This window comes from Streptomyces sp. NPDC029138 (assembly GCF_055564375.1).
Window position 1 is genome coordinate 88,193 of record NZ_JBVHWM010000001.1, and the last position, 24,051, is coordinate 112,243.

At 72.0% G+C, this 24,051-nt stretch carries 22 protein-coding genes and 1 pseudogene; 14 read left to right on the forward strand and 9 right to left on the reverse strand.

All coding sequences use genetic code 11. From position 1 onward, the window contains the following. Positions 1-5: 5 nt before the first annotated feature. Positions 6-608 carry a flavodoxin family protein gene (locus ACZ4WH_RS00460; RefSeq protein WP_468174704.1) on the reverse strand — a complete coding sequence of 201 codons (603 nt, stop codon included), beginning with the start codon at positions 606-608 and terminating at the stop codon, positions 6-8. A 195-nt stretch (positions 609-803) separates the two neighbouring features. Between ACZ4WH_RS00460 and ACZ4WH_RS00465 the strand changes: the two genes are divergently transcribed. After that, positions 804-1,844 (forward strand): hypothetical protein, encoded by a 1,041-nt coding sequence (locus ACZ4WH_RS00465; RefSeq protein ID WP_468174707.1) that lies wholly within the window; start codon positions 804-806, stop codon positions 1,842-1,844. A gap of 31 nt (positions 1,845-1,875) precedes the next feature. On the opposite strand, the gene ACZ4WH_RS00470 is transcribed toward ACZ4WH_RS00465, so the two are convergent. The 3 genes from ACZ4WH_RS00470 to ACZ4WH_RS00480 all read right to left on the reverse strand — a co-directional run bounded on the left by ACZ4WH_RS00470 (position 1,876) and on the right by ACZ4WH_RS00480 (position 4,362). Further along, on the reverse strand, positions 1,876-2,343 hold the full coding sequence (locus ACZ4WH_RS00470; protein WP_468174710.1) for a VOC family protein: 468 nt from the start codon (positions 2,341-2,343) through the stop codon (positions 1,876-1,878). 73 nt (positions 2,344-2,416) lie between these two features. Further along, positions 2,417-3,385, reverse strand: coding sequence for an EamA family transporter RarD (gene rarD / locus ACZ4WH_RS00475; protein WP_468174713.1), 969 nt, complete (start codon positions 3,383-3,385; stop codon positions 2,417-2,419). A 122-nt stretch (positions 3,386-3,507) separates the two neighbouring features. Beyond that, a complete protein-coding gene (locus ACZ4WH_RS00480) occupies positions 3,508-4,362 on the reverse strand; it encodes an SDR family oxidoreductase (protein WP_468174716.1) in 855 nt (284 codons plus the stop codon). Positions 4,363-4,453: 91 nt separating this feature from the next. Between ACZ4WH_RS00480 and ACZ4WH_RS00485 the strand changes: the two are divergent. Continuing rightward, a pseudogene (locus ACZ4WH_RS00485) lies at positions 4,454-4,880 on the forward strand (winged helix-turn-helix transcriptional regulator). 17 nt (positions 4,881-4,897) lie between these two features. Here ACZ4WH_RS00485 and ACZ4WH_RS00490 read toward each other — a convergent pair. The 5 genes from ACZ4WH_RS00490 to ACZ4WH_RS00510 form a co-directional block, all read right to left on the reverse strand. Next, positions 4,898-5,959, reverse strand: a complete 1,062-nt coding sequence (locus ACZ4WH_RS00490; protein ID WP_468174719.1) for a 2-oxoacid:ferredoxin oxidoreductase subunit beta — start codon at positions 5,957-5,959, stop codon at positions 4,898-4,900. Beyond that, positions 5,952-7,880 carry a 2-oxoacid:acceptor oxidoreductase subunit alpha gene (locus tag ACZ4WH_RS00495; RefSeq protein WP_468174722.1) on the reverse strand — a complete coding sequence of 643 codons (1,929 nt, stop codon included), beginning with the start codon at positions 7,878-7,880 and terminating at the stop codon, positions 5,952-5,954. Before ACZ4WH_RS00495 ends, ACZ4WH_RS00490 begins: the two co-directional genes overlap by 8 nt. 361 nt (positions 7,881-8,241) lie before the next feature. Continuing rightward, positions 8,242-8,913, reverse strand: a complete 672-nt coding sequence (locus ACZ4WH_RS00500) for a LuxR C-terminal-related transcriptional regulator (protein ID WP_468175528.1) — start codon at positions 8,911-8,913, stop codon at positions 8,242-8,244. A 242-nt stretch (positions 8,914-9,155) separates the two neighbouring features. Continuing rightward, complete coding sequence (locus ACZ4WH_RS00505) at positions 9,156-10,481, reverse strand: sensor histidine kinase (RefSeq protein WP_468175531.1); 1,326 nt, start codon at positions 10,479-10,481, stop codon at positions 9,156-9,158. Positions 10,482-10,778: 297 nt separating this feature from the next. Continuing rightward, positions 10,779-11,996 carry a sensor histidine kinase gene (locus tag ACZ4WH_RS00510; protein ID WP_468174725.1) on the reverse strand — a complete coding sequence of 406 codons (1,218 nt, stop codon included), beginning with the start codon at positions 11,994-11,996 and terminating at the stop codon, positions 10,779-10,781. A gap of 232 nt (positions 11,997-12,228) precedes the next feature. Here ACZ4WH_RS00510 and ACZ4WH_RS00515 point away from each other — a divergent pair, with 232 nt between their 5' ends. From ACZ4WH_RS00515 to ACZ4WH_RS00570, 12 genes are all read left to right on the forward strand, one after another. Continuing rightward, complete coding sequence (locus ACZ4WH_RS00515) at positions 12,229-12,648, forward strand: NADH-quinone oxidoreductase subunit A (RefSeq protein WP_468174728.1); 420 nt, start codon at positions 12,229-12,231, stop codon at positions 12,646-12,648. Further along, positions 12,639-13,241 (forward strand): NADH-quinone oxidoreductase subunit B, encoded by a 603-nt coding sequence (locus tag ACZ4WH_RS00520; RefSeq protein WP_468174731.1) that lies wholly within the window; start codon positions 12,639-12,641, stop codon positions 13,239-13,241. The genes ACZ4WH_RS00515 and ACZ4WH_RS00520 overlap by 10 nt, the downstream gene beginning before the upstream one ends. Then, the gene (locus ACZ4WH_RS00525) at positions 13,238-14,728 is read left to right on the forward strand and encodes an NADH-quinone oxidoreductase subunit C (protein ID WP_468174734.1); all 1,491 of its coding nucleotides are present in this window, start codon (positions 13,238-13,240) and stop codon (positions 14,726-14,728) included. Before ACZ4WH_RS00520 ends, ACZ4WH_RS00525 begins: the two co-directional genes overlap by 4 nt. After that, positions 14,725-15,693, forward strand: coding sequence for a complex I subunit 1/NuoH family protein (locus ACZ4WH_RS00530; RefSeq protein WP_468174737.1), 969 nt, complete (start codon positions 14,725-14,727; stop codon positions 15,691-15,693). Before ACZ4WH_RS00525 ends, ACZ4WH_RS00530 begins: the two co-directional genes overlap by 4 nt. A gap of 2 nt (positions 15,694-15,695) precedes the next feature. Continuing rightward, entirely contained in the window at positions 15,696-16,256 is a 561-nt protein-coding gene (locus ACZ4WH_RS00535; protein ID WP_468174740.1) for a NuoI/complex I 23 kDa subunit family protein, read from the forward strand. After that, entirely contained in the window at positions 16,253-16,861 is a 609-nt protein-coding gene (locus ACZ4WH_RS00540) for an NADH-quinone oxidoreductase subunit J family protein (RefSeq protein ID WP_468174743.1), read from the forward strand. Before ACZ4WH_RS00535 ends, ACZ4WH_RS00540 begins: the two co-directional genes overlap by 4 nt. Next, a complete protein-coding gene (gene nuoK / locus ACZ4WH_RS00545) occupies positions 16,861-17,250 on the forward strand; it encodes an NADH-quinone oxidoreductase subunit NuoK (RefSeq protein ID WP_468174746.1) in 390 nt (129 codons plus the stop codon). Before ACZ4WH_RS00540 ends, nuoK begins: the two co-directional genes overlap by 1 nt. Next, complete coding sequence (locus tag ACZ4WH_RS00550) at positions 17,247-19,241, forward strand: NADH-quinone oxidoreductase subunit 5 family protein (protein WP_468174749.1); 1,995 nt, start codon at positions 17,247-17,249, stop codon at positions 19,239-19,241. Before nuoK ends, ACZ4WH_RS00550 begins: the two co-directional genes overlap by 4 nt. A gap of 6 nt (positions 19,242-19,247) precedes the next feature. Then, positions 19,248-20,822, forward strand: coding sequence for an NADH-quinone oxidoreductase subunit M (locus ACZ4WH_RS00555; protein ID WP_468174752.1), 1,575 nt, complete (start codon positions 19,248-19,250; stop codon positions 20,820-20,822). Then, a complete protein-coding gene (locus ACZ4WH_RS00560; protein ID WP_468174755.1) occupies positions 20,819-22,336 on the forward strand; it encodes an NADH-quinone oxidoreductase subunit N in 1,518 nt (505 codons plus the stop codon). Before ACZ4WH_RS00555 ends, ACZ4WH_RS00560 begins: the two co-directional genes overlap by 4 nt. A gap of 189 nt (positions 22,337-22,525) precedes the next feature. Next, the gene (gene htpX, locus ACZ4WH_RS00565; RefSeq protein ID WP_468174757.1) at positions 22,526-23,389 is read left to right on the forward strand and encodes a zinc metalloprotease HtpX; all 864 of its coding nucleotides are present in this window, start codon (positions 22,526-22,528) and stop codon (positions 23,387-23,389) included. Between the two features lie 202 nt (positions 23,390-23,591). Continuing rightward, complete coding sequence (locus ACZ4WH_RS00570) at positions 23,592-24,050, forward strand: hypothetical protein (RefSeq protein WP_468174760.1); 459 nt, start codon at positions 23,592-23,594, stop codon at positions 24,048-24,050. The last annotated feature ends 1 nt before the right edge of the window (position 24,051 follow it).

Genomic DNA, 24,051 nt, shown 5'->3' on the forward strand with positions numbered 1-24,051 from the left:
TCCGCTCACCGCAGTGGGGCGCCGGCGTCCTCGTACGGGAAGCGTGCGAGGGGCGCGTCCTGCGCGAAGAACGTCTTCGCGCGCGCCTGGGCTTCGGTGTCCTTGCGTACGTCGCCGGGCGCGCTGCCGTTGCCGAGCAGGACCCCGCCGAAGCGCATCCGCAGGTAGGCGGCCGAGTTGTTGAGCGTGCCGGCGTACGGGTCGGCGACCGACGGCTCGTCGTCCGCCAGCGCGGCGATGCCCCAGAGGGTGCGGCCGGCCATCGTCGCCTTGAAGTCGACGCCCGGGGTGCGCAGCCAGGCCGACCAGTAGTCCAGGTAGCGCTTGGTGAGACTGGACACCGAGTACCAGTACAGCGGCGAGGCGATCACGATGTCCGTCGCCGCGAGCGTGGCGTCCAGCAGCAGTCCGGCCGGGGTGTCCGAGGGCGGCCGGACGTGGTCGCTGTCGTGCCGCAGGTCCACGAAGTCGGGCAGGGGGTGGTCGGTGAGGCGGAGCCAGTGCTGTTCGGCGTCGCCGGGCAGCTGCGCGGCGGCCTCGCGGGCCAGCAGTTCGGTGTTGCCCGCCTCGCGGGCGCTGCCCAGGACGAAGAGGAAGCGGCGGCTCATGGGTCCCCCAGGTGTCTCATGTCGTACCGCGATTGAATGCGTGTGCATTCTATGCGCACGCAAGCAGTCTCGGCCAGAGTGCGGCTGGTGCGAGGCTGTGACGTCGCGGTGACGTGGAAAACCGTGGGGAGCGGACACACTGGTGGGCAGGACGCGTACGACCGGATCGCGGCGCCGGGGGAGTGAGGGACACCGATGGCTGGAGTCAGCTTCGAGAAGAAGCGGGCGCGGCGGCCCGTGGGGCCTGCGGCGACGGTGTCCGTCCGGGTCTTCGGCGCGGGATGTGCCTCGGTGGACGGGGCGTCCGTCGTGGCGGCACCGGGTGAGGAGATCCAGCAGACCGTGCTCAACCACCTCCAGCGCCTGGCCATCAGCGTCGGCGCGCCCATACGCGCCACGGTCCACGACGACCTCGCGGGCTGTGTGGTTCCCCTGGAGGTCTCGGCGGACGGCTCCAGCCGGGTGACGGGGGAGGCGATCCGGGTGGCTCCGCGGCCGGCGGCGGCCGGGGCGCCGGGCACCGTACAGGCTCCGACGGGGCGGTTCGGACCGGCGCCGGTGATGAGCGAGCCCGACACGGACGCGCAGAGGCCTGCCGTCCCCGCAGCTCAGAGTCCCGTGCCCCAGAGCCCCCTCGCCGCCGTACCGCCGGAGGCCGTCACCGCCGTGCCGCCGGAGCCTTCCTCACCCACCCCCACCCCGGCCCGTGGGTTCGACGCGGTCGCCGAGGAGGTGCTCGGGGACGGGCCGCTGACCGAGACCGCCGAGGGCGCGGAACTGCTCACCGAGCCGATGAGCCGGATCAACGAGGCCGTGCGGGCGGGCCGTATCGACACGGCGGCGGAACTGGCCGACCGGACGCTCGCCGAGGCGTCCGCCGTGTTCGGCCCGCACCACGCCGAGGTGCTGCACCTGCGCGAACTGTCCGCGTACATCGCCTACCTGGCCGGTGACCCGGTCCGCGCCTTCCGGCTGTCCCTGGACCTCGCCCGGCTGCGCCGCCAGGCACGGGACGGGGAGGCCGCCTACGGCAACGTACAGAGCGCGGCCACCGCCTGGCGCGCGGTGCGCGACCCGGAGGAGGGCCTGCGGCTGGGCCGCGACCTGATCGACCTGTGGACGGACCTCACCGCCGAGCCGGGCCCCGCCGCGGACGACCCGCGCCCGCTGGAGTCCGCCCGCGCCCGCATGGCCCGGCTGACCGACCGCGCGGCCAAGGCGGCGGCGCGGGCGTGAGGGGCCTCGCGCGGAGCAGGCGGACCCTGGGTCACTGCACGCAGAACTCGTTGTCCTCCGGGTCCGCCATCAGCACCCACTGGCCCGCGGGCTCCTTCACCTCGCGCACCACCCGCGCGCCCAGCGCCTGAAGGCGTGTCACCTCGTCCGCGCGCCGCTCCGGGCCGGCGTGGAGGTCGAGGTGGAGCCGGTTCTTCACGGTCTTCGGCTCCGGTACCCGCTGGAACAGCAGCCGCCGCCCGAGCCCGGTGCCGGTCTCGGGGTCGTACGGGTCGTCGGGGTGCCGTACGGCGATCAGGTCACGGAAGGCGGCCCGCCCGTGGTACTCGACGGTGGCCTCCCCGGACAGCGCGCCGTGGGACAGCAGCCGTTCGACGAGGGCGCTGTTGTCCTCGGGGGTGTAGTGCAGCGCGGCGGCCCAGAAGTCGGCCTGTGCGTGCGGGTCTGCCGCGTCGATGACGAGCTTCCAGTGCAGGGGGGCGGGCGCCTGTGTGGTCATGGCTCCCACTTATAGCCGGACGCGTCGGCGCAGGAGGGCACTTGGCCCACTCAGCTGACCGTGGCCCTCCAGGTCAGGCGTCCGCCGGAGCAGACGTCGAGGTCGACGGCGACGCCTCGACCGTACGGGCCGTCGGCACGGCGATCCGTCGCGGCCGCCTCGCCCAGCGCAGCGCGTCGCCCGTGAGCAGGATCAGCGCCAGCCAGACCAGCGCGAACCCGGCCCACCGCTCGGCCGGCATGGCCTCGTGGAAGTACAGGACGCCGAGCAGGAACTGGAAGATCGGGGCCAGGTACTGGAGCAGGCCCAGCGTGGACAGGGGCACGCGGATCGCCGCCGCGCCGAAGCAGACCAGCGGGAGGGCGGTGACGATGCCGGTCGAGGCGAGCAGGGCCGCGTGTCCGGCGCCGTCGGCCAGGAAACTGGCCTCGCCGTGCGCGGTCAGCCACAGCAGATAGCCGAGCGCCGGCAGGAACTGGATCGCGGTCTCGGCGGCCAGCGACTCGACACCGCCGAGATCCACCTTCTTCTTCACCAGCCCGTAGGTGGCGAAGGAGAAGGCGAGGCAGAGGGAGATCCACGGCGGGCGGCCGTAGCCGACGGTCAGCACGACGACGGCGGCGAGGCCGATGCCGACCGCCGCCCACCGCACGGGCCGCAGCCGCTCCTTGAGGAGCAGCACGCCCATCGCGATGGTGACCAGCGGGTTGATGAAGTAGCCGAGCGAGGCCTCGACGACATGGCCGGCGTTCACCGCCCAGATGTAGACGCCCCAGTTCACGGTGATGACACCGGCCGCCACAGCGATGAGGCCGAGCCGCCGGGGCTGGCGCAGCAGTTCTCCCGCCCAGGCCCAGCGGCGTACGAAGAGCAGCGCGACGGCCACGAACACCAGGGACCACACCATGCGGTGCGCGAGGATCTCCATGGCGCCGGCCGGTTTGAGCAGCGGCCAGAACAGGGGCACGAGCCCCCACATCCCGTAGGCGGCAAAGCCGTTCAGCAGGCCTATGCGGTGCTCACCCTCGGACGTCCCGGCCACGTCCCCTCCTTCTCGCCCGTGCGTCCCGCATGGACGCGCGAGGACGAAGGTAACGCCGGGCGCCCCCGGCTGTCATGCTCGTATCGCCATACGGTCATGACAGCCGGGGTCTGCCGGGCGGGTCAGCCCTTGAGCGCGGCGGTGACGGCCTCCGCGAGCGGCGTGGTCGGGCGGCCGATCAGCCGGGACAGGTCGCCGGAGGAGACGACCAGCTCGCCCTTCTCGATCGAGGCGTCCACGCCGGCCAGGATTCCGGCCACCGGCGCGGGCAGCCCGGCGCCGGTCAGGATGCCGGTGAGGGCCTCCACCGAGACCGCGTTGTAGACGATCTCCCTGCCGGTCTGCCGGCTCAGCTCGGCCGCGTACTCGGCGAAGCTCCACGCCTCGTCGCCGCCCAGCTCGTACGTCGTGTTCTCGTGCCCCTCGCCGGTCAGCACCGCGACCGCGGCGGCGGCGTAGTCGGCGCGGGCGGCCGAGGAGATCCGGCCGTCACCGGCGGCGGCCACCACCGCGTCGTGCTCCAGCACCGGCGCGAGGTTCTCGGTGTAGTTCTCGTGGTACCAGCCGTTGCGCAGCAGGCTGTACGGCAGGCCGGAGGCGAGCAGCACCTGCTCGGTCGCCCGGTGGTCGTCCGCCAGTGCGGCCGTCAGGGTGCCCGGGGCGCTGGTGTAGGCGAGCAGCGCCACGCCGGCCGCCTCGGCCGCCTCGATGACGACCGTGTGCTGCCCCGCCCGGCCCTTGTCGAACTCGTTGCCGGAGATCAGCAGGACCTTGTCACCGGCGGCGAACAGGCCGTCGAAGGTCTCGGGCACGTTGTAGTCGGCGACGGCCAGCTTGACTCCGCGGGCGGCGAGGTCGGCGGCCTTCGCCTCGTCGCGCACGACCGCGGTGATCCGCTCCGCCGGGACCTTCTCCAGCAGCTGCTCCACGACGTGCCGGCCGAGGTGTCCGGTGGCTCCGGTGACGACGATGCTCATGGTGGGTGACTCCTTGTCCAGTGGGTGTGCCACTCACCCTAGGAGCTGCACTAACTCAACGAAAGTACCCACTTTGAAGTAAGGTACTGGCATGTCGGTAAGTAGAAACGCGGCGGACGCCGAGGCGATGTGCCCGCACCGCCTCGTCCTGGAGCACGTCACCAGCCGCTGGGGCGTCCTCGCCCTCATCGAGCTGCTGGAGCGGCCGTACCGGTTCAGCGAGCTGCGCCGCGCGATCGGCGGCTACGGCGGCCGGGGCGTCAGCGAGAAGATGCTCACCCAGACCCTCCAGACCCTGGAGCGCGACGGCCTGGTCCACCGCGACGCCAAGCCGGTCATCCCGCCCCGCGTCGACTACTCGCTCACCGACCTCGGCCGCGAGGCGGCGGAGCAGGTCCGCTCCCTCGCCCAGTGGACGCACGACCGCATGGACGAGGTGGAGAAGGCCCCGCCGGGCCTACGACGAGAGCCGCCGCGCACACGAAGAGGCCCGGGAAATCCAGTCCCGGGCCTCCTGAACCGACAGACGGACGGATCAGCCGACGACCGTCCAGGTGTCCCCGCCCGCCAGCAGCGCGGCCAGGTCGCCCTTGCCGTGCTGCTCGATCGCGGTGTCGAGCTGCTCGGCCATCCGGGTGTCGTAGACCGGCCGTTCGACGGAGCGGAACACGCCGATCGGGGTGTGGTGCAGGGTGTCCGGGTCGGCCAGCCGGGACAGGGCGAAGGCCGCGGTCGGGGACGCGGCGTGGGCGTCGTGCACCAGGACGTCCGCCTCGATCTCCGGGGTCACCGTCACCACCTTCAGATCGCCGGTCTGCCGGTCGCGGACGACCCCTCTCGCGCCGTCGGCGCCGAACCGGATCGGCTGCCCGTGCTCCAGCCGGATCAGCGCCTCCTCGGCCCGCTGCTTGTCCTTCAGGGCGTCGAACGCGCCGTCGTTGAAGATGTTGCAGTTCTGGTAGATCTCGATCAGCGCCGTGCCCGGGTGGTCGGCGGCGGCGCGCAGCACCTCGGTCAGGTGCTTGCGGTCGGAGTCGATCGTGCGCGCCACGAAGGACGCCTCCGCGCCGATCGCCAGCGACACCGGGTTGAACGGCGCGTCCAGCGAGCCCATCGGCGTCGACTTGGTGATCTTGCCGACCTCGGAGGTCGGCGAGTACTGGCCCTTCGTCAGGCCGTAGATCCGGTTGTTGAACAGCAGGATCTTCAGGTTGACGTTGCGGCGCAGCGCGTGGATCAGATGGTTGCCTCCGATGGACAGCGCGTCGCCGTCACCCGTGACGACCCACACGCTCAGGTCCCGGCGGGAGGAGGCCAGGCCCGTCGCGATGGCCGGGGCGCGCCCGTGGATGGAGTGCATCCCGTAGGTGTTCATGTAGTACGGGAAGCGGGAGGAGCAGCCGATGCCGGAGACGAAGACGATGTTCTCCTTCGCGAGGCCCAGTTCCGGCATGAAGCCCTGCACGGCCGCGAGGATCGCGTAGTCACCGCAGCCCGGGCACCAGCGCACCTCCTGGTCCGACTTGAAGTCCTTCATCGACTGCTTGGCCTCGGCCTTGGGGACCAGCTGGAGCAGCCCGTTGGTGGCGTCAGTCATCGATGGCCTCCTTCAGCGCCGCGGCGAGCTGTTCCGCCTTGAACGGCATGCCGTTGACCTGGTTGTAGGAGTGGGCGTCGACCAGGTACTTCGCCCGGATGAGGGTGGCGAGCTGCCCGAGGTTCATCTCGGGGACGACCACCTTGTCGTAGCCCTTCAGGACCGTGCCGAGGTTGCGCGGGAAGGGGTTGAGATGACGCAGATGGGCCTGGGCGATCGACTCGCCGGCCGCGCGCAGCCGCCGTACCGCCGCCGTGATCGGGCCGTAGGTCGAGCCCCAGCCGAGGACCAGGGCCTTCGCGCCGTGCGGGTCGTCGACCTCCACGTCGGGGACGTCGATGCCGTCGACCTTGGCCTGCCGGGTGCGGACCATGAAGTCGTGGTTGGCCGGGTCGTAGGAGATGTTGCCCGTGCCGTCCTGCTTCTCGATGCCGCCGATGCGGTGCTCCAGACCCGGGGTGCCCGGGACCGCCCACGGCCGGGCCAGGGTCCGCGGGTCCCGCTTGTACGGCCAGAAGACCTCGGTGCCGTCCTCCAGCGTGTGGTTCGGTCCGGAGGCGAACCGCACCCGCAGGTCGGGCAGCTCGTCCAGGTCGGGGATGCGCCAGGGCTCGGAGCCGTTGGCCAGATAGCCGTCCGACAGCAGCATCACCGGCGTGCGGTACGTCAGCGCGATGCGGGCCGCCTCCAGGGCGGCGTCGAAGCAGTCGGCCGGGGTCTGCGGCGCGACCACCGGCACCGGTGCCTCGCCGTTGCGGCCGTACATCGCCTGGAGCAGGTCGGCCTGCTCGGTCTTGGTCGGCAGACCCGTCGACGGGCCGCCGCGCTGGATGTCCACCACCAGCAGGGGCAGCTCCAGCGAGACCGCGAGGCCGATCGTCTCGCTCTTCAGGGCGACACCGGGCCCGCTCGTCGTGGTCACCGCCAGCGAACCGCCGAACGCCGCGCCCAGCGCCGCGCCGATGCCCGCGATCTCGTCCTCGGCCTGGAAGGTGCGCACGCCGAAGTTCTTGTGCTTGCTCAGCTCGTGCAGGATGTCCGAGGCCGGCGTGATCGGGTACGACCCCAGGAACAGCGGCAGATCCGCCTGGCGGGACGCGGTGATCAGGCCGTAGGCCAGGGCGAGGTTGCCGGAGATGTTCCGGTAGGTGCCGACCGGGAAGGCCTTGGTGGCCGGCGCGACCTCGTAGGAGACCGCGAAGTCCTCGGTCGTCTCGCCGAAGTTCCAGCCCGCGCGGAACGCGGCGATGTTGGCCTCCGCGATGTCCGGCTTCTTCGCGAACTTCGACTTCAGGAACTTCTCGGTGCCCTCGGTGGGCCGGTGGTACATCCAGCTCAGCAGGCCCAGCGCGAACATGTTCTTGCTGCGCTCGGCCTCCTTGCGGGAGAGGGCGAACTCCTTGAGCGCCTCCACGGTGAGCGTGGTCAGCGGCACCGGGTGGAGGCTGTAGCCGTCGAGCGAGCCGTCCTGGAGCGGGTCGCTGTCGTACCCGACCTTCTGGAGGGCGCGCTTGGTGAACTCGTCGGTGTTGACGATGATCTCGGCTCCGCGCGGGAGATCGCCGATGTTGGCCTTCAGGGCGGCCGGGTTCATGGCGACCAGGACGTTCGGCGCGTCGCCGGGCGTGAGGATGTCGTGGTCGGCGAAGTGGAGCTGGAAGGACGAGACACCCGGCAGGGTGCCGGCGGGGGCGCGGATCTCGGCGGGGAAGTTCGGGAGGGTGGAGAGGTCGTTGCCGAAGGAAGCGGTCTCCGAGGTGAAACGGTCCCCGGTGAGCTGCATGCCGTCACCCGAGTCCCCCGCGAACCGGATGATCACCCGGTCCAGGCGCCGCACGTCCTTCGCGCCGCCCGGTTTGCGCTGCTCTCCCACGACGGTTCCGTCGGTCTGCTCCGCTGGGCTGCTGACCTGGCTGGTCACTGAACTGGACCTCCTTCGAGGCGGCTGTCCGGGGCCTGGTCGTCCCACGGACCATCCCAGGATCAACCCTACGTCGGTTAGGGTCGCCTTCCCGAGGCCATCCGTGGATTGGACGACATTTCGAGACGGCCTGTCGCGCTGTGTGCACATCATGTCCCGCATCGCCGAAGCGCCGGTCAAGGCGCTCCCCGCGCGTGTACAGGTTCTCTCCTGCGGCTCCCGTCCGGACCCCCGGCCGCCCCCTAACGGGTCGCTCCGGGTCTTCCTCCCGGGTACCCGCCTCAACCGAAGCGGGAGAGGCTGACGCGGCGCTGACGGGAGGCTGACACCGGACCGCCGGCCAGCAGTCAGGCAGGGCCGGCTAGGAGTTCAGATAGGTGAGAACGGCCAGAACCCGCCGGTGGTCGCCCTCGCTCGGGGCCAGGCCGAGCTTCAGGAAGATGTTGCTGACGTGCTTCTCCACGGCCCCGTCGCTGACCACCAGCTGCCGGGCGATCGCTGAGTTCGTCCGCCCCTCCGCCATCAGCCCCAGCACCTCGCGCTCCCGGGGCGTCAGCCCCGCCAGCACGTCCTGCTTGCGGCTGCGGCCGAGCAACTGCGCGACCACCTCCGGGTCCAGCGCCGTACCGCCGTCGGCGACCCGCACCACCGCGTCCACGAACTCCCGGACGTCCGCCACCCGGTCCTTGAGCAGATAGCCGACGCCCCGGCTGGAACCGGCCAGCAGTTCGGTGGCGTAGCGCTCCTCGACGTACTGCGACAGCACCAGCACCCCGAGCCCGGGGTGCAGCCGGCGCAGCAGTACGGCCGCCCGGACGCCCTCGTCGGTGTGCGTCGGCGGCATCCGTACGTCCGCCACCACCACGTCGGGCAGCTCGCCCCGCTCGTCCAGCTCGGAGATGGTCTTCAGCAGCGCGTCCGCGTCGCCGACGCCCGCCACGACGTCATGCCCGCGGTCGGTCAGCAGCCGGGTCAGGCCCTCCCGCAGCAGCACTGAATCCTCGGCGATGACCACCCGCACCCTGTCCTCCACGATCTTCCGGCCCCCCACAGCCCGATCCCCCGCGACGCCGTCCGCCCGGGGCGTCCTCAACGGGTCCAGCATTCCAGCAATCCCGCCCGAACACCGCCGGACCCAGGGGAATACCGGGGGAATCCCGGGGGCGGGGCCGGGGCGTGCGGGGGTGTTCTCAGGGCTTCGGCGTGTTTCCACGGCGTTCCGGCCGCTCAGGTGCTCAGGTGCTCAGCCGCTCCGGCGCTGAGCCGTTCGGGCGTTCATCCGCGCCAGGGCAGTTCCGCGATCACCCGGGTGGGGCCGCCCGCCGGGGAGTCCACCACGAGGATGCCGTCCACCGCGTCCAGGCGGGCGGCGAGACCGGCCAGCCCGGAGCCCCGGGAGGTGTCGGCGCCGCCCACGCCGTCGTCGGTCACCTGGAGCATCAGCCGGTCCTCGGTACGCCAGACGTCGACGGAGGCGGTCCGGGCCCCGCTGTGCTTGCTGATGTTCTGGAGCAGCTCGGAGACGGTGAAGTAGGCGATGCCCTCGATGGCGGGCGCCGGCCGGGCGGGCAGATCGACCTCGACCCTCACCGGCACCGCGCAGCGGGAGGCGACCGCCGACAGGGCCGCGTCCAGGCCGCGGTCGGTGAGCACGGCAGGGTGGATGCCCCGGGCGAGGTCGCGCAGCTCCTGGAGGGCCGTCTTCACCTCGCCGTGCGCCTCCTCCACCATCCGCGCCGCCGTGCGCGGGTCCTCCCGCAGCTTCTCCTTGGCCAGCCCCAGGTCCATCGCCAGGTTCACCAGCCGGGCCTGCGCCCCGTCGTGCAGGTCCCGCTCGATGCGCCGCAGATCGGCGGCGGCCGTGTCCACCACGGCTCCCCGGTCCGACTCCAGCTCCACCACCCGCGCCGACAGCGGCGACGGCCCGAGCAGACCGCGCACGAGCAGCCCGTCCACGGTCGTCAGGGCCCGTACGAGCCAGGGCGTGGCCAGCGTGAACACCAGCCCGATCAGGGCGGTCACGGTGATCTCGAAGGGGTTGTCGAGGTAGACGCTGTGGTGCGCGTCGCCGTACAGCTGGATCCCGCCCTCGCCGGCGTACGCCGGGAACACCCAGAACCACAGCGGATAGCTCAGCAGCGCCCAGCCGCAGGACCAGAAGGTCACCGCCACCGAGAACGAGAAGACCGCCCACGGGAACTGCACCAGCGCGTACAGCGCGTGCCGCCAGGAGGCGCCGCTCTTGAGCATCGCGCCCATCCAGGCCGCCGCCCCCGGCTTGCGCAGCCGCAGCGGCTCCGGGTCGGCCACCTCCAGGCCGAGCAGGCCGCGCGCCCGCGCCCGCTCCAGCACGCCGAAGCCCCGGCAGCCGGCCAGCGCCGCCGCCAGCACCGGGATGCCGAGGAACGTGACCAGCAGGCCCGCGCCGAGCGCGACCATCGTCACCGTCCAGCTGAACAGGACGGTCGCCACCGGCAGGCTCAGCAGCACGTAGCCGAACTCGCGCCAGCTGCGCGCCTCGACGGGCGCCCGCAGCGCGGCGGGCAGCCGGTGCCGCGGCTCGCTTCGGGTGGCGTACCCCTGTCCGTACTCCGTGACCATCGGTGTCGTCCCGTTCTCCTCGTTCCGGCGGCGGTTCCAGCCGTACATCCAGGGTCGTCCGCCGGGCGTTCCCGGGGTATGGAGTCCGTCGGCGTCTTGAGCGGGGGGTTTTCCCCACCCCGGCGCTGCGCTCAGCCGCAGGGCCGCAGGAGGAGCCGTCGATGTGTGCGCTCCACGCGCGCGTGAGGTTTTCCCAGGCGTACGCGCGCGTGCGGCTTTTCGACGGCACGCGCGCGCGTGGCGCCACGGCGGTCGGCCATGCGGGCAGGGCGAGGGCTGTTACTCCTGCCGGGGCTATTACTCCTGCCGGTCCCGCCAGGGCAGTTCCGCCGTGACCACCGTCGGGCCGCCCGCGGGGGAGTCGACCACGAACAGGCCGTCCACCGCGCCCAGCCGGTCCGCCAGACCCCGCATCCCGCTGCCCCCGTCCAGCCGGGCGCCGCCCCGGCCGTCGTCCCGGACCTGGACGAGCAGCCGCTCCTCCGTACGCCAGACGTCGACGGAGGCGGTCCGGGCCCCGCTGTGCTTGCTGATGTTCTGGAGCAGCTCGGAGACGGTGAAGTAGGCGATGCCCTCGATGGCCGCCGCCGGCCGGGCCGGCAGGTCCACGGTCACCGTCACCGGCACCGTGCAGCGGGAGGCGACCGCCGACAGGGCCGCGTCCAGGCCGCGGTCGGTGAGCACGGCCGGGTGGATGCCCCGGGCGAGGTCACGCAGCTCCTGGAGGGCCAGCTTCACCTCGCCGTGCGCCTCCGCCACCATCGCCGCCGCCGTGTCGGGGTCCTCCAGCAGCTTCTCCTTGGCGAGGCCCAGCCCCATGGCCAGGTTCACCAGCCGCGCCTGGGCCCCGTCGTGCAGATCCCGTTCGATCCGGCGCAGATCCGCCGCCGCCGTGTCCACCACGATCCCGCGGTCGGACTCCAGCTCGGCGATCCGGCGCTCCAGCTCGTCCGAGGGCGACAGCAGCCCGCGCACCATCGCCCGGTCCAGGTTCGCCATGCCCCGCGCGAGGTACGGCAGCACCGGCCACAGCACGAACAGCGAGGTCAGCACCGTGCAGAAGGTGAGGATGCCCCAGGGCAGCCGGATCGCGTCGTACAGCAGCGTCCGCCAGCCCACCGGGTCCTTCAGCGCCATCCACAGCCGCTGCACCGGCCCCCCGCCCTTGGCGAGCGGCAGCGGTGTCGGCTCCTCCACCCGTACCCCGAGCAACTTCCGGGCCCGGGCCCGTTCCAGCTTGCCCAGCTGCCGGGCGCCCAGCAGGGACAGCGCGAGCAGCGGGAGACCGATCACGGTGAGGGTGAGGGTGCCGCCGGCCACCAGCACGGTGACGGCGTACGTGAACCCGAACAGCGCCACCGGCAGGTTCAGCAGGAGATACGCGATCTCCTTCCAGGTGTGCGCGTCATAGGCCGGCCGGGGCGGCGGCAGCCGGTGCGGGCCGTCGTGTCCGTCGTGGCCGTCACGTTCGTCGGGGCCGTCGGTCCGGTCGGCGGCGGGGCTGGGAGCGGTCATGCTGATCAGCCTGCCGTGCGCGGCACCGTCGACGCCATGCGGTACGCCGCCCTCCGCCGCCGGGGGAAAACCCCACCCCATCACGGGTACCGGCTGTCTCACGACATGACGGGCTGCTTACCGGTTCTTTATCAGGGCCTAGACTCCCGTGCGTACAGACCCTCGAATCACGGGGGGTCACAGAGTTCACTAACTCACTAGGTTCACGAGGTCAGGGAGCGAGGGACGGACGGTGCGGGAGACGTTGGCGGACTCGTCGTACGCCGCGGCGAACGTCGTCGCGGCCGGCTACTTCCGGTCCTACTCGGTGGTCGGACTGCTCGCCCTCATCGGCGTGCTCTTCGTCGCGGTCGCCTTCGGCGCGGGCCGCCTGCTGCGCCCGGTCGTGCCGACACCGGAGAAACTCCTGACCTACGAGTGCGGCGTCGACCCCGTCGGCGAGGGCTGGGCCCACACCCAGGTCCGCTACTACGTCTACGCCTTCCTGTACGTGATCTTCGCCGTCGACTCGATCTTCCTGTTCCCCTGGGCGACGGTCTTCGCCGCGCCCGGCTACGGCGCGACGACCCTGGTGGAGATGTTCATCTTCCTCGGCTTCCTCGCCGTCGGCCTGCTGTACGCATACAAGAAGGGCGTCCTGACATGGACGTGAACCCGGACGCCGTGTACCTGCCTGAGCCCAAGAGGCTCGGCGCGCTCGCCCGCCTGGCGCCCGAGCCGATGAAGGTGGTCCTGAACTGGGGCCGCCGCTACTCGCTCTGGGTGTTCAACTTCGGCCTCGCCTGCTGCGCGATCGAGTTCATCGCCGCGTCGATGGCCCGCCACGACTTCATCCGGCTCGGCGTGATCCCGTTCGCGCCGGGCCCCCGCCAGGCCGACCTGATGGTGGTCTCGGGCACGGTGACGGACAAGATGGCCCCGGCGGTCAAGCGCCTGTACGAGCAGATGCCGGAACCCAAGTACGTCATCTCCTTCGGCGCCTGCTCCAACTGCGGCGGCCCCTACTGGGACTCCTACTCCGTCACCAAGGGCGTCGACCAGATCATCCCGGTGGACGTCTACGTCCCCGGCTGCCCGCCACGCCCCGAGGCGCTGCTCCAGGGCATCCTCAAGCTCCAGGAGAAGATCGCCCGCGAGTCGCTGGAGGAGCGGTACGGCAACGGGCCCGCCCGTCCGTCCGCCGCCGCCCTCCAGAGCGGCCTGGTGCAACCGCCGGCGCCGGCCGGTGAAGGGGGTGCGCGATGAGCACGGCCGCCGGCTGGCTGCCCGCCCCCGCGGAGGAACTCTTCGGCACGGAGGCCACGGCCGAGGAGTCGTACGAGGTGCTGACCGTGGACGTCCCGCCGTCCGCCTGGCTCACCGCCCTGGAGACGGCCCGTACGACCCTGTCCTGCACCTACTTCGACTGGCTGAGCGCGGTCGACGAGCCGGGCATCGGCTTCCGGGTCTCCGCGCACGTCGTCGCCCTGCACCCGGTCCGCCGGCTCCTCGTGCGCACGACGGTGCCGCACGACGCCCCGGCCCTGCCCTCCGCCGTCGGCGTCTACGCGGGCGCCGCCTGGCACGAGCGCGAGACCCACGAGATGTTCGGCGTCGTCTTCGAGGGCCACCCGGGGCTGGAGCACCTCCTGCTCCCCGAGAACTTCGAGGGCCACCCGCTTCGCAAGGACTTCGTCCTCGCCGCTCGCGTCGCCAAGGCCTGGCCGGGCGCGAAGGAACCCGGCGAGTCCGAACACGGCGGCCCCAAACGCCGCCAGATGCTGCCCCCCGGCGTGCCCGACCCCAACGAGTGGGGCCCCCTGAAGGGCCAGCTCCCACCTGCCCCGACCCGCCCGGCCAGAGCGGCGGCGGGACGCGCGGCGGGAGGCGCGGCGGGGGAGCGTCCGGTACGGCGCACCCGCTCGGCGTCGGAAGGCTCGGCCAGCCAGGCGGCTGCCGCAGGTGGGCCCGGCGAAGCTGTTGCCGGTGCCGGTGCCGGTGCCGGTGCCGGTGCCGGTGCCGGTGCCGGTGGTCCCGGTCGGCCGCGTCGGATGCGGAGCGCCGGCGAGGGCTCGGTGAGCCAGGCGGCGGCGCGGGACGAGGACGCGGCGACGCGCAAGCAGGCCGCGACCGAGGGTGACGCCACCCAGGCGGCGGCGGAAGGGCCGACGGAGGGACCGGCCTCCGAGGCCTCGGTGGCGCACGAGCCCGGTCCGGCGCCCTCACCCGCCGCCCGGCCGCGCCGCGCACGCAGCGCCTCGCAGGGCTCGGCCTCACAGCGGGCACAGGCGACGCCGGAGCCGACCTCGACGCAGCCGACGGAGTCTGCGGAACCGGCAGGGCCGGCACAGCGGACGGAACCGGGAGAGCCGGCGGGACCGGCAGGCGCCCCCCGCCCCGCCCGCCGGAGCACCGCCCCGCGCAGCTCCGACGCCCCGTGGCACCACGCCCGCCCGGCGTTCGCAGAACCGGAGTCAGAGCCGGTGTCGGAGCCGCAGCCGGTGTCGGAGTCGCGGTCGGAGCCGGAATCGCAGTCGGAATCGGAGCCGCAGTCCGATTCGGAGTCGGCGTCGAACGAGGAGCAGGCACCGGAGCCGGGTCAGGCACCCGCCCCCAAGCCGCGCCCCGGCGCCCCGGAACACCCGACCACAGGCGACAACCCGGCCACCCCCGCAGCCCCCGAGGCCCCCACCACCCCCGACGACCCCACCACCCCCGCACCCCCCGACGACCAAGCAGGAGGCCCGCAGTGAACGGCGCGTTGGACGTCGCCCTGCGACTCCTGGTCGTCTTCGTCGTCTTCCTGACCTTCCCGCTGATCGTCGGCCAGACCGAGCACAAGGTGATGGCCCACATGCAGGGCCGGCTCGGCCCGATGTACGCGGGCGGCTTCCACGGCTGGGCCCAGCTCATCGCGGACGGCGTGAAGTTCGCGCAGAAGGAGGACGTGGTCCCGGCGGGCGCGGACCGCCGCGTCTTCCAGCTGGCCCCCGCCGTAGCCCTGTTGCCGTACCTCCTGGTCCTGCTCGCCGTCCCCATCGGCCCGAGCGAGGGCGCCGTCGGCCAGGTGCTGGACGCCGGTGTGTTCTTCGTGCTCGCGGTGATGGGCGTCGGCGTGCTCGGCTCGCTGATGGCCGGCTGGGCCAGCGCCAACAAGTTCTCCCTCCTCGGCGGCCTGCGCACGGCCGCCCAGCTGCTCGCCTACGAACTCCCGATGCTGCTGGCGGCTGCCTCGGTGGCGATGGCGGCGGGCACGGTCTCCCTGCCCGGCATCGTGCACGCCTTCCACTGGTGGTGGCTGCCCTGGCAGATCGTCGGCGCCATCGTCTTCTTCGTCGCCGGACTCGCGGAGCTGCAACGCCCGCCGTTCGACATGCCGGTCGCCGACTCGGAGATCATCTTCGGCGCGTACACCGAGTACACCGGCCTGCGCTTCGCCCTGTTCCTGCTCGCCGAGTACGCGGGCATCGTCGTCCTGTGCGGCCTGACCACCGTCCTCTTCCTGGGCGGCTGGCACGGCCCGTGGGGCGCCGACGGCCTCGGCTGGGTCTGGACCCTGCTGAAGACCGCGATCCTCGCCTTCCTGGTCATCTGGCTCCGGGTCACCTACCCGCGGCTGCGCGAGGACCAGCTCCAGAAGCTCTCCTGGACCCTCCTCGTCCCCCTCTCCCTCGCCCAGATCGCCCTCACCGGCATCGTCAAGGTGGTGATCAGCTAACCATGGCCCCCCTTCCTGGCACCGGCCTCGCCAAGGGCCTGGCCGTCACCCTCCGCACGATGACGAGGAAGCACGTCACCGAGCAGTACCCGGACACCCTGCCCGAACTCCCGCCCCGCACCCGTGGCGTGATCGGCCTGTTCGAGGAGAACTGCACGGTCTGCATGCTGTGCGCCCGCGAGTGCCCGGACTGGTGCATCTACATCGACTCCCACAAGGAGACGGTCCCGCCCGCCGCCCCCGGCGGCCGGGAACGCAGCCGCAACGTCCTCGACCGGTTCGCGATCGACTTCTCCCTGTGCATGTACTGCGGTATCTGCATCGAGGTCTGTCCTTTCGACGCGCTGTTCTGGTCCCCGGAGTTCGAGTACGCCGAGACCGACATCCGCGACCTCACCCACGAGCGGGACAAGCTCCGCGAGTGGATGTGGACCGTGCCCGCCCCGCCAGCCCTGGACCCCGGTGCGGAGGAACCCAAGGAGATCGCCGCCGCCCGCAAGACCGCCGAGAAGCTGGCCGCCGCCCAGGCCGAGCCGGCCGAGCAGCGGGAGGGGGAGTCGTGACCCTCGCCGCCGCAACGGCCACCGTGGCCGCCGCCGACCCGCACGGCTTCCTGTCCCCGACCGGCGTCGAGATCGCGTTCCTGCTCGTCGGCCTGGTCACCCTCGGCGCCGCGCTGGTCACGGTCACCACCCGGCAGCTGGTGCACGCCGCGCTGTGGCTGGTGGTCGCGCTCGGCGGTCTCGCCGTGGAGTACCTGCTGCTCACGGCCGAGTTCATCGCCTGGGTGCAGGTCCTGATCTACGTCGGCTCCGTCGTCGTCCTCCTCCTGTTCGGTCTCATGCTCACCAAGGCCCCCATCGGCCGCTCCCCGGACGCCGACTCCGGCAACCGCTGGGCCGCCCTCACGGTCGCGGTCGCCGCCGCCGTCGCCCTGGTGTGGGTGGTCGTCGACGCGTTCCGGACCACCTGGATCGACCTGGACGGCCCGGCCGCCGGCACCACCGAGGTCACCGGCGCCAGCCTGTTCCGGCACTGGGTGCTGCCGTTCGAGGCCCTGTCCGTGCTGCTCCTGGCCGCGCTGGTCGGCGCGATCGTGCTGTCCCGCAAGGCCAAGGCGGACGCGGCCGCCGCCCCCGCGGTCCCCGGGAAGGAAGGCGTCCGCTGATGCACCTCGCCTACCCCGCCGTACTCTCCGCCCTCCTCTTCTGCACCGGTCTGTACGGCGTCCTCGCCCGCCGCAACGCGATCCTGGTCCTGATGTCGGTCGAGCTGATGTTCAACGCCGTCAACCTCAACCTGGTCGCCTTCGACGTCTGGCTCAGCCGTGCCGCGAAGGACACCCTGCACTCCGGCCAGGCGCTGACGCTGTTCACCATCGCCATCGCCGCCGCCGAGATCGGCATCGGCCTGGCGATCGTGCTCGCCGTCTACCGCAACCGCGGCACCTCCGACATCGACAAGCTCCGCGACACCGCCGAGGGCCCCGAGACCGGCGGCCCCGACACCGAGGGCCCCGGCACCTCGGCGGCCGAGAAGGCTGAGGCCGCCGCGTGACCACGACCACCCTCGCCGCCCTCGTCCCCCTCCTGCCGTTCCTGGGCGCCGCGGCGGGCCTGCTGCTCGGCCGCACCGCGCCCGGGTTCGTCCGCCCGCTCGCCGTGCTGCCCCCGCTGGCCTCGCTGGTCCTGGCCGCGCTGGTCGCCGTACGCCAGGGCGGCGGGGCGGCCGTGGACGCCCACACCGAGCTGACGCCCACCGGGTCCGTCCCGATCGAACTGGCGCTGCACATCGACGGCTTCGCCGCGCTCGTCGCCGTCCTGGTCGCGTTCGTCGCGGCCTGCGTGCAGATCTACTCCACCGGCTACCTGCGGGACGACCCGCGCTACCCCTCGTACGCCGCTCTCGTCTCCCTGTTCACCTCCGCGATGCTCCTGGTCGTCTACTCCGGCGACCTGATCGTGCTGCTGGTCGGCTGGGAAGTCATGGGCATCTGCTCCTACTTCCTGGTCGGCCACTACTGGGAGACCCCCGAGGCCCGCGCCGCCTCTCTGAAGGCCTTCCTGGTCACCAAGCTCGGCGACGTGCCGTTCCTCATCGGCCTGTTCGCGCTCGCCGCCGACGCCGGGTCGTTCCGCGTCACCCGTGTCCTCGGCGCCGTCGCGAGCGGCGGCATCGACCACCCGACGGTGATCGCCCTGCTGCTGCTCGCCGGTGTCGCGGGCAAGTCGGCGCAGTTCCCGCTGCACACCTGGCTCCCGGACGCGATGGCGGGCCCGACGCCCGTCTCGGCGCTGATCCACGCCGCGACGATGGTCGCCGCCGGTGTCTACTTCATCGCCCGTCTCCTCCCGCTCTTCGAGGCCTCCCAGGCCGCCATGGTGGTCCTCGCCGTCATGGCCGCCGTCACCATGGCCGGCTCCGGTCTCGCCGCGCTCGCCCAGGACGACATCAAGCGCGTCCTCGCCTACTCGACGATCGGCCAGCTCGGCTACATGACCGGCGCCCTCGCCGTCGGCGACCGCGGTGCCGCCGTCTTCCACCTCCTGTCCCACGGCGCCTTCAAGGCGCTGCTGTTCCTCGCGGCCGGCGTGATCATCCACGCCGCCGGCACCAACTCGCTGGCCGCCATGTCCCGCATGCACGGCCTGCGCGACCGCATCCCGGACGCCTACTGGACGATGACCGTGGCGCTGCTCGCGCTCGCCGCGATCCCGCCCTTCAGCGGCTTCTTCTCGAAGGAGTCCGTCCTCGGCGCCGCCGAGCACGTGACCTCCGGCCACACCGAGCACGCTCCCGGCGCCGCCGGGTGGATCGTCCTCGTCGCCGGTCTGGTCACCGCCCTGCTCACCGCCGCGTACGCCACCCGGCTGTGGCTGCTCGCCTTCCGCGGCCGGGGCGCCGAGGCCCCCGACCACGGCCGCCAGCCGCTGACGATGACCGTGGTGCTCTGGGTGCTCGCGATCCCCTCCCTCGCTCTCGGCGGGCTCGCCTACCGCGCGCTGCCCGACTGGTTCGACGGCCGCGACCTGACCCCGACCCTGCTCACCTCGGTCCTCGGCACGGGCCTGGCGCTGGTCGGCGGGCTGCTCACCTACGGCTGCCGGCAGCGCACCACCGCCCTCGCCGCCCGGACCCCGCTGGGCGCGGTCGCCGCCCACCCGGAGGAGGACGCCGGACTGGTCGAGGCCGAGGCCATCGCCACCCACGAGCCGGCCTACGGCGACATCGCCTACGCCCCCGACCCGGCGGACCCGTCACGGCTGCTGCTCGGCCCGCTGCACCGGCACGCGGCCGCCGGCTTCCACCTGGACGCCGTCTACCGGGCGCTGTTCGTCCGCCCGGTCCAGGCCGGGGCGAGTCTCGTCCGGTTCCTCGACCGCGAGGTCGTCGACACCTACGTACACGGCGCCGCCGCGCTGCCCCAGCTGCTCGGGGCCGCCGTACGGCGGGCGCAGACCGGCAATGTGCAGACCTATGTGAGCGCGCTGCTCGCCGGCACCGTCGTCCTGGCGGTCGCCGTCCTCCTCGTCGCCACGGGAGCGTGAGCAGGCGTGATCGATATCAACGAGTCCGTGATGCAGTTCCTTCTGGCATTCGTCGTCGTCGGCCCGCTCCTCGGCGCCGCCGCCGCTCTCCTCCCGGCCCCGCCCGGACTGAAGGGGAAGTCGCCCGAGCAGGCCGTGCTGCGGCACGGCGTGACCGTGACCGGCGCGGTCCTCATCGCGGCGATCGTCCTCGCGCTCGGCTTCGACCACGACCATCCGTCGAAGATGCAGGCCACGACCGACATCAGCTGGATCCCCGCGCTCGACGTGCGCATCCACCTCGGCACCGACGGCATCTCCCTCCCCCTTCTGGTCCTGACCGCGCTGCTGACCTTCCTCTGCGCGCTCTACTCCTACTTCAAGCCGCCGTCGGGCCCGTCCCCGAAGGCGTTCGTCGCCCTGCTGCTCCTGCTGGAGTCCGGCACCCTCGCGACCTTCGCCGTCCTCGACCTGCTGCTGTTCTTCCTCGCGTTCGAGATGGTGCTCATCCCGATGTACTTCCTCATCGCCCGCTGGGGCGGCGAGGGCCGGACCCGGGCCGCGTGGAAGTTCATCCTGTTCACGCTGCTCGGCTCCGTGGTCATGCTGCTCGGCCTGCTCCTGATCGGAATCAAGGCGGGCACATTCGACATGGTGGCACTCGCCACTGACAACGGCCGGTCGCTGACCTCGTCCGTGCAGGTCATCGCCGTTCTGGCGATCGGGATCGGGCTCGCGGTGAAGGCGCCGATGTGGCCGCTGCACAGCTGGCTGCCCGACGCCCACACCGCCGCGCCGACCGTCGGCTCGGTCCTGCTGGCCGGTGTCCTGCTGAAGATGGGTACGTACGGGTTCGTCCGCATCCTGCTGCCGGTCGCGCCGCACGGGTTCCACACCTTCGCGCCGTACCTCGCCGCGTTCGCCGTCGTCGGGATCATCTACGGGTCCCTGGCCTGCCTGGCCCTCGCCAAGCGGGGCGCGAAGGGCGACCTCAAGCGCCTGATCGCCTACTCCTCCGTCGGCCACATGGGCTTCGTCCTGCTCGGCATCGCCACCATGACCCCGACCGGCGTCAACGGCGCCCTGTTCGCCAACATCGCCCACGGCCTCATCACCGGCCTGCTGTTCTTCCTGGTCGGCGCGCTGAAGGACCGCACCGGCACCACCGACCTGGACACCCTCGCGGAGGAGACCGGCGCCGCGCTGTACGGCAAGGCCCCGCGCCTCGGCGGCCTGCTCGCCTTCGGCGCGGTCGCCTCCCTCGGCCTGCCCGGCCTCGCCGGGTTCTGGGGCGAGATGCTGGCCCTGTTCGGCGCGTTCCGGCCCGCCGCCGACCTCAGCCGCCCCGCCTTCCTCACCTTCATGGCGATCGGCGCGTTCGGCACCCTGCTGACCGCCGCGTACATGCTGATCGTGGTCCGCCGCGTCTGCATGGGCGGCGCGGAGCGGGAGGTGCCGAAGCTCGCCGACGTCCACGGGTACGAGTTCGCCGCCTGGACCCCGCTCGTCACCCTCACCGTCCTCGCCGGACTGTGGCCGAAGGCCCTGCTCGGCCTGACCGACCCGGCCGTGCAGCAGCTCCTCGCAGGAGGCACCCGATGAGCGCCCAGCCGCTTGCCGAGTCGCTGGTCCAGTCCGTCGACTGGCTCGCGATCGCCCCGCCCACCCTCGCGGCCGTCGTGGCACTCGTCGTCCTCGTCGCCGACCTGTTCCTGCCGGAGCCCCGCAAGGCCGTGCTCGGCTGGATCTCGGTCGCGGGCCTCGCCGCGGCCACCCTGCTGCTCCTGCCCCTCCTGGACGGCGACCGCAGCACGTTCTGCCTCACCGGCCCCGCGCGCGCGTGCAGCTACACCGCCGACCACTTCACCCTCGTCATCCAGTTCCTGGTCCTCGGCGGCGCCCTGCTCGCGGCCCTGCTCTCCGTCACCCACCTGGACGACGAGCGGCGGCGCGTGCCCGCGGGCGAGTTCTGGTTCCTGCTGCTGTCCTCCGCGGCCGGTGCCGCCCTGCTGCCCGCCTCCCGGGACCTGGCCACCCTGGTCGTCGCCCTGGAGGTCGCCTCCCTGCCGGCCTTCGCCCTCGTCGGCATCCGGCACGGCGACAAGCGGTCCTCCGAGGCCGCCCTGAAGTTCTTCCTGTCCTCGGTCACCGCCACCGCGGTCAGCCTGATGGGCATCAGCTTCGTCTACGCCTCCACCGGCACCCTGCACCTCACCCAGGTCGCCCAGCGCCTCCCGCACGTCGACGGACAGCTGCACACCCTCGCCCAGACCGGAGTCGCCCTCACCCTCGTCGGCTTCGCCTTCAAGACGGCCGCCGTGCCCTTCCACTTCTGGGTGCCCGACACCTACGTGGGCGCGCCCCTGCCCGTCGCCGCCTACCTGTCCGTCGTGGGCAAGGCCGTCGGCTTTTCCGGCCTGATCCTCGTCACGGTCGTCGCCTTCCCGTCGTACGCCGACGTCTGGGGGCCCGCGCTCGCCGCCCTGGCCGCCCTCACCATGACCGTCGGCAACGTCGCCGCCCTGCGCCAGCAGGCCACGCGCGCGTACAGCGCCGTACGGCTGCTCGCCTGGTCCTCCGTCGGCCAGGCCGGCTATCTGCTGGTGCCGATCGCCGCCGCCGGATACACCAAGGACGCCCAGAAGGCGATCGGCTCCACGGTGGCGTACGCCCTGATGTACGCCGCCGTGAACCTCGGCGCCTTCGCGGTGGCCGCCCTGGTGGGCCGTGGCCGCGCCCTGAACCGGATCAGCGACTACCGGGGCCTGTACGCCACCAACCCGCTCAGCGCGCTCCTGCTGGCCTTCTTCCTGCTGTGCCTGGCCGGGCTGCCGCCGGGCGTCATCGGCCTGTTCGCCAAGGTCACCGTGTTCTCCGCGGCCGTCGACGCGGGCCTCGGCTGGCTCGCCGTCGTCATGGCCGTCAACGTCGTGATCGCCCTCTTCTACTACCTCCAGTGGACGGCCCTGCTGTTCCGCGCCCCCGAGGGCGAGCCCGCCCGGCACCGCGTCCCGGCGCCCGTCACGGCCGCTCTCGCCGTCACCGGGGTCCTCGCCGTCGCCCTCTCCGGAGCACCCCAGCTGGTCCTGCGCTTCGCGGCCGGCGGACTGTTCTGAGGAGTCGCCACGCGCGCGCGGGGCACCCGTCCCGCCACGCGCGCGTGGCCGAACCCGCACGTCACCCGCACGGCCGCGCCGCGCCGCCGTACGCACCGGGGAACTCGTGGCCGCCGCCTGGCGTTGTCATCAGCGGGAGGGTCCACTGGATCAGAGTGTTCCCCAGCTGCACGACTTGGAGGGCGCACCGTGCACCGCCGGCACAACGGGCTCAGGACCGCCGTACTCCTCGGGGGACTGTCCGCACTCATCATCGTCATCGGCAGCTTCTTCGGCCGCGCGGGCCTCGTCGTCGCGGTCCTGGTGGCTCTGGGCACGAACGCGTACGCGTACTGGAACAGCGACAAGCTGGCGCTGCGCGCGATGCGCGCCCGCCCGGTCAGCGAGTTCGAGGCACCGGCGCTGTACCGGATGGTGCGCGAACTGTCCACGCAGGCCCGCCAGCCCATGCCCCGGCTGTACATCTCGCCGACGGAGGCCCCGAACGCCTTCGCCACGGGCCGCAACCCGCGCAACGCGGCCGTGTGCTGCACCGAGGGCATCCTGCGCCTGCTGGACGAGCGCGAGCTGCGCGGCGTCATCGGCCATGAACTGAGCCATGTCTACAACCGGGACATCCTCATCTCCTCGGTCGCCGGCGCACTCGCCTCCGTGATCATGTTCCTGGTCAACTTCGCCTGGCTGATCCCGGTCGGCCGCTCGGACGACGACGACGGCCCCGGCCTGTTCGGCGTGCTGCTGATCATGATCCTCGGCCCGCTCGCCGCCACCCTGATCCAGCTGGCCATCAGCCGCTCCCGGGAGTACGAGGCGGACGCCTCCGGCGCCCAGCTCACCGGTGACCCGCTCGCCCTGGCCAGCGCCCTGCGCAAGCTGGAGACGGGCACCCAGCAGCTGCCGCTGCCCCCCGAGCCCCGGATCGAGACGGCGAGCCACATGATGATCGCCAACCCGTTCCGCCCGGGCCAGGGACTGTCCAAGATGTTCTCCACCCACCCGCCGATGGCGGAGCGCATCGCCCGGCTCGAAAAGATGGTGGGCGGCTACCGGTGAAGACTCTCCTGGTTGACCACACGCTCTGTTAATTCATCATTGCGCAGGCCGTTGATTTCCGACTTGGTAAGCCGCGTGAAAACCTTGAGGCTGTCCGGGGGAAAACGCGGGTGCTGCCGCGTGCCTAGTGATTGTTCACAGACCGCCATCGCCATCCTGTCCTCTGAGAATGCGGCACCAGGGACGACGAAAGGTTGGCCGAGTGAAGCTCACCAAGCGGTTCGCCACGATCAGTACCGCCGCGATCACGGTGGTGCTCTTCAGTGCCGGCGGCGCACAGGCTCAGAGCGACGGGGGACTCCTGTCGCGCCTGGGTGCCACGTCACTGCTCCAGGCTCCCTACCGTGTGGGGCAGACAGGCACCGGAGGCACCGACACCCAGAACACCACCAACACGACGAACAACACTAATAACAACAATAACAATAATGCCGGTGGGGTGAACAACAACAACAATAACAACAACAACGGCGGCGTGAACACGAACAACAACACCAACAACAACAACATCCTCGCCGGGGCCGAGGGCCAAGGCGGCGGGGGACTTCTCTCGCTTCTCGGCATCCCGCCACTCCTTCAGATCTGTACCCCGACGGGGCAGGCCGCACAGGGGAACAACACCTTCACCGGCAGCCAGAACATCAACTGCAAATTCAGCTGAG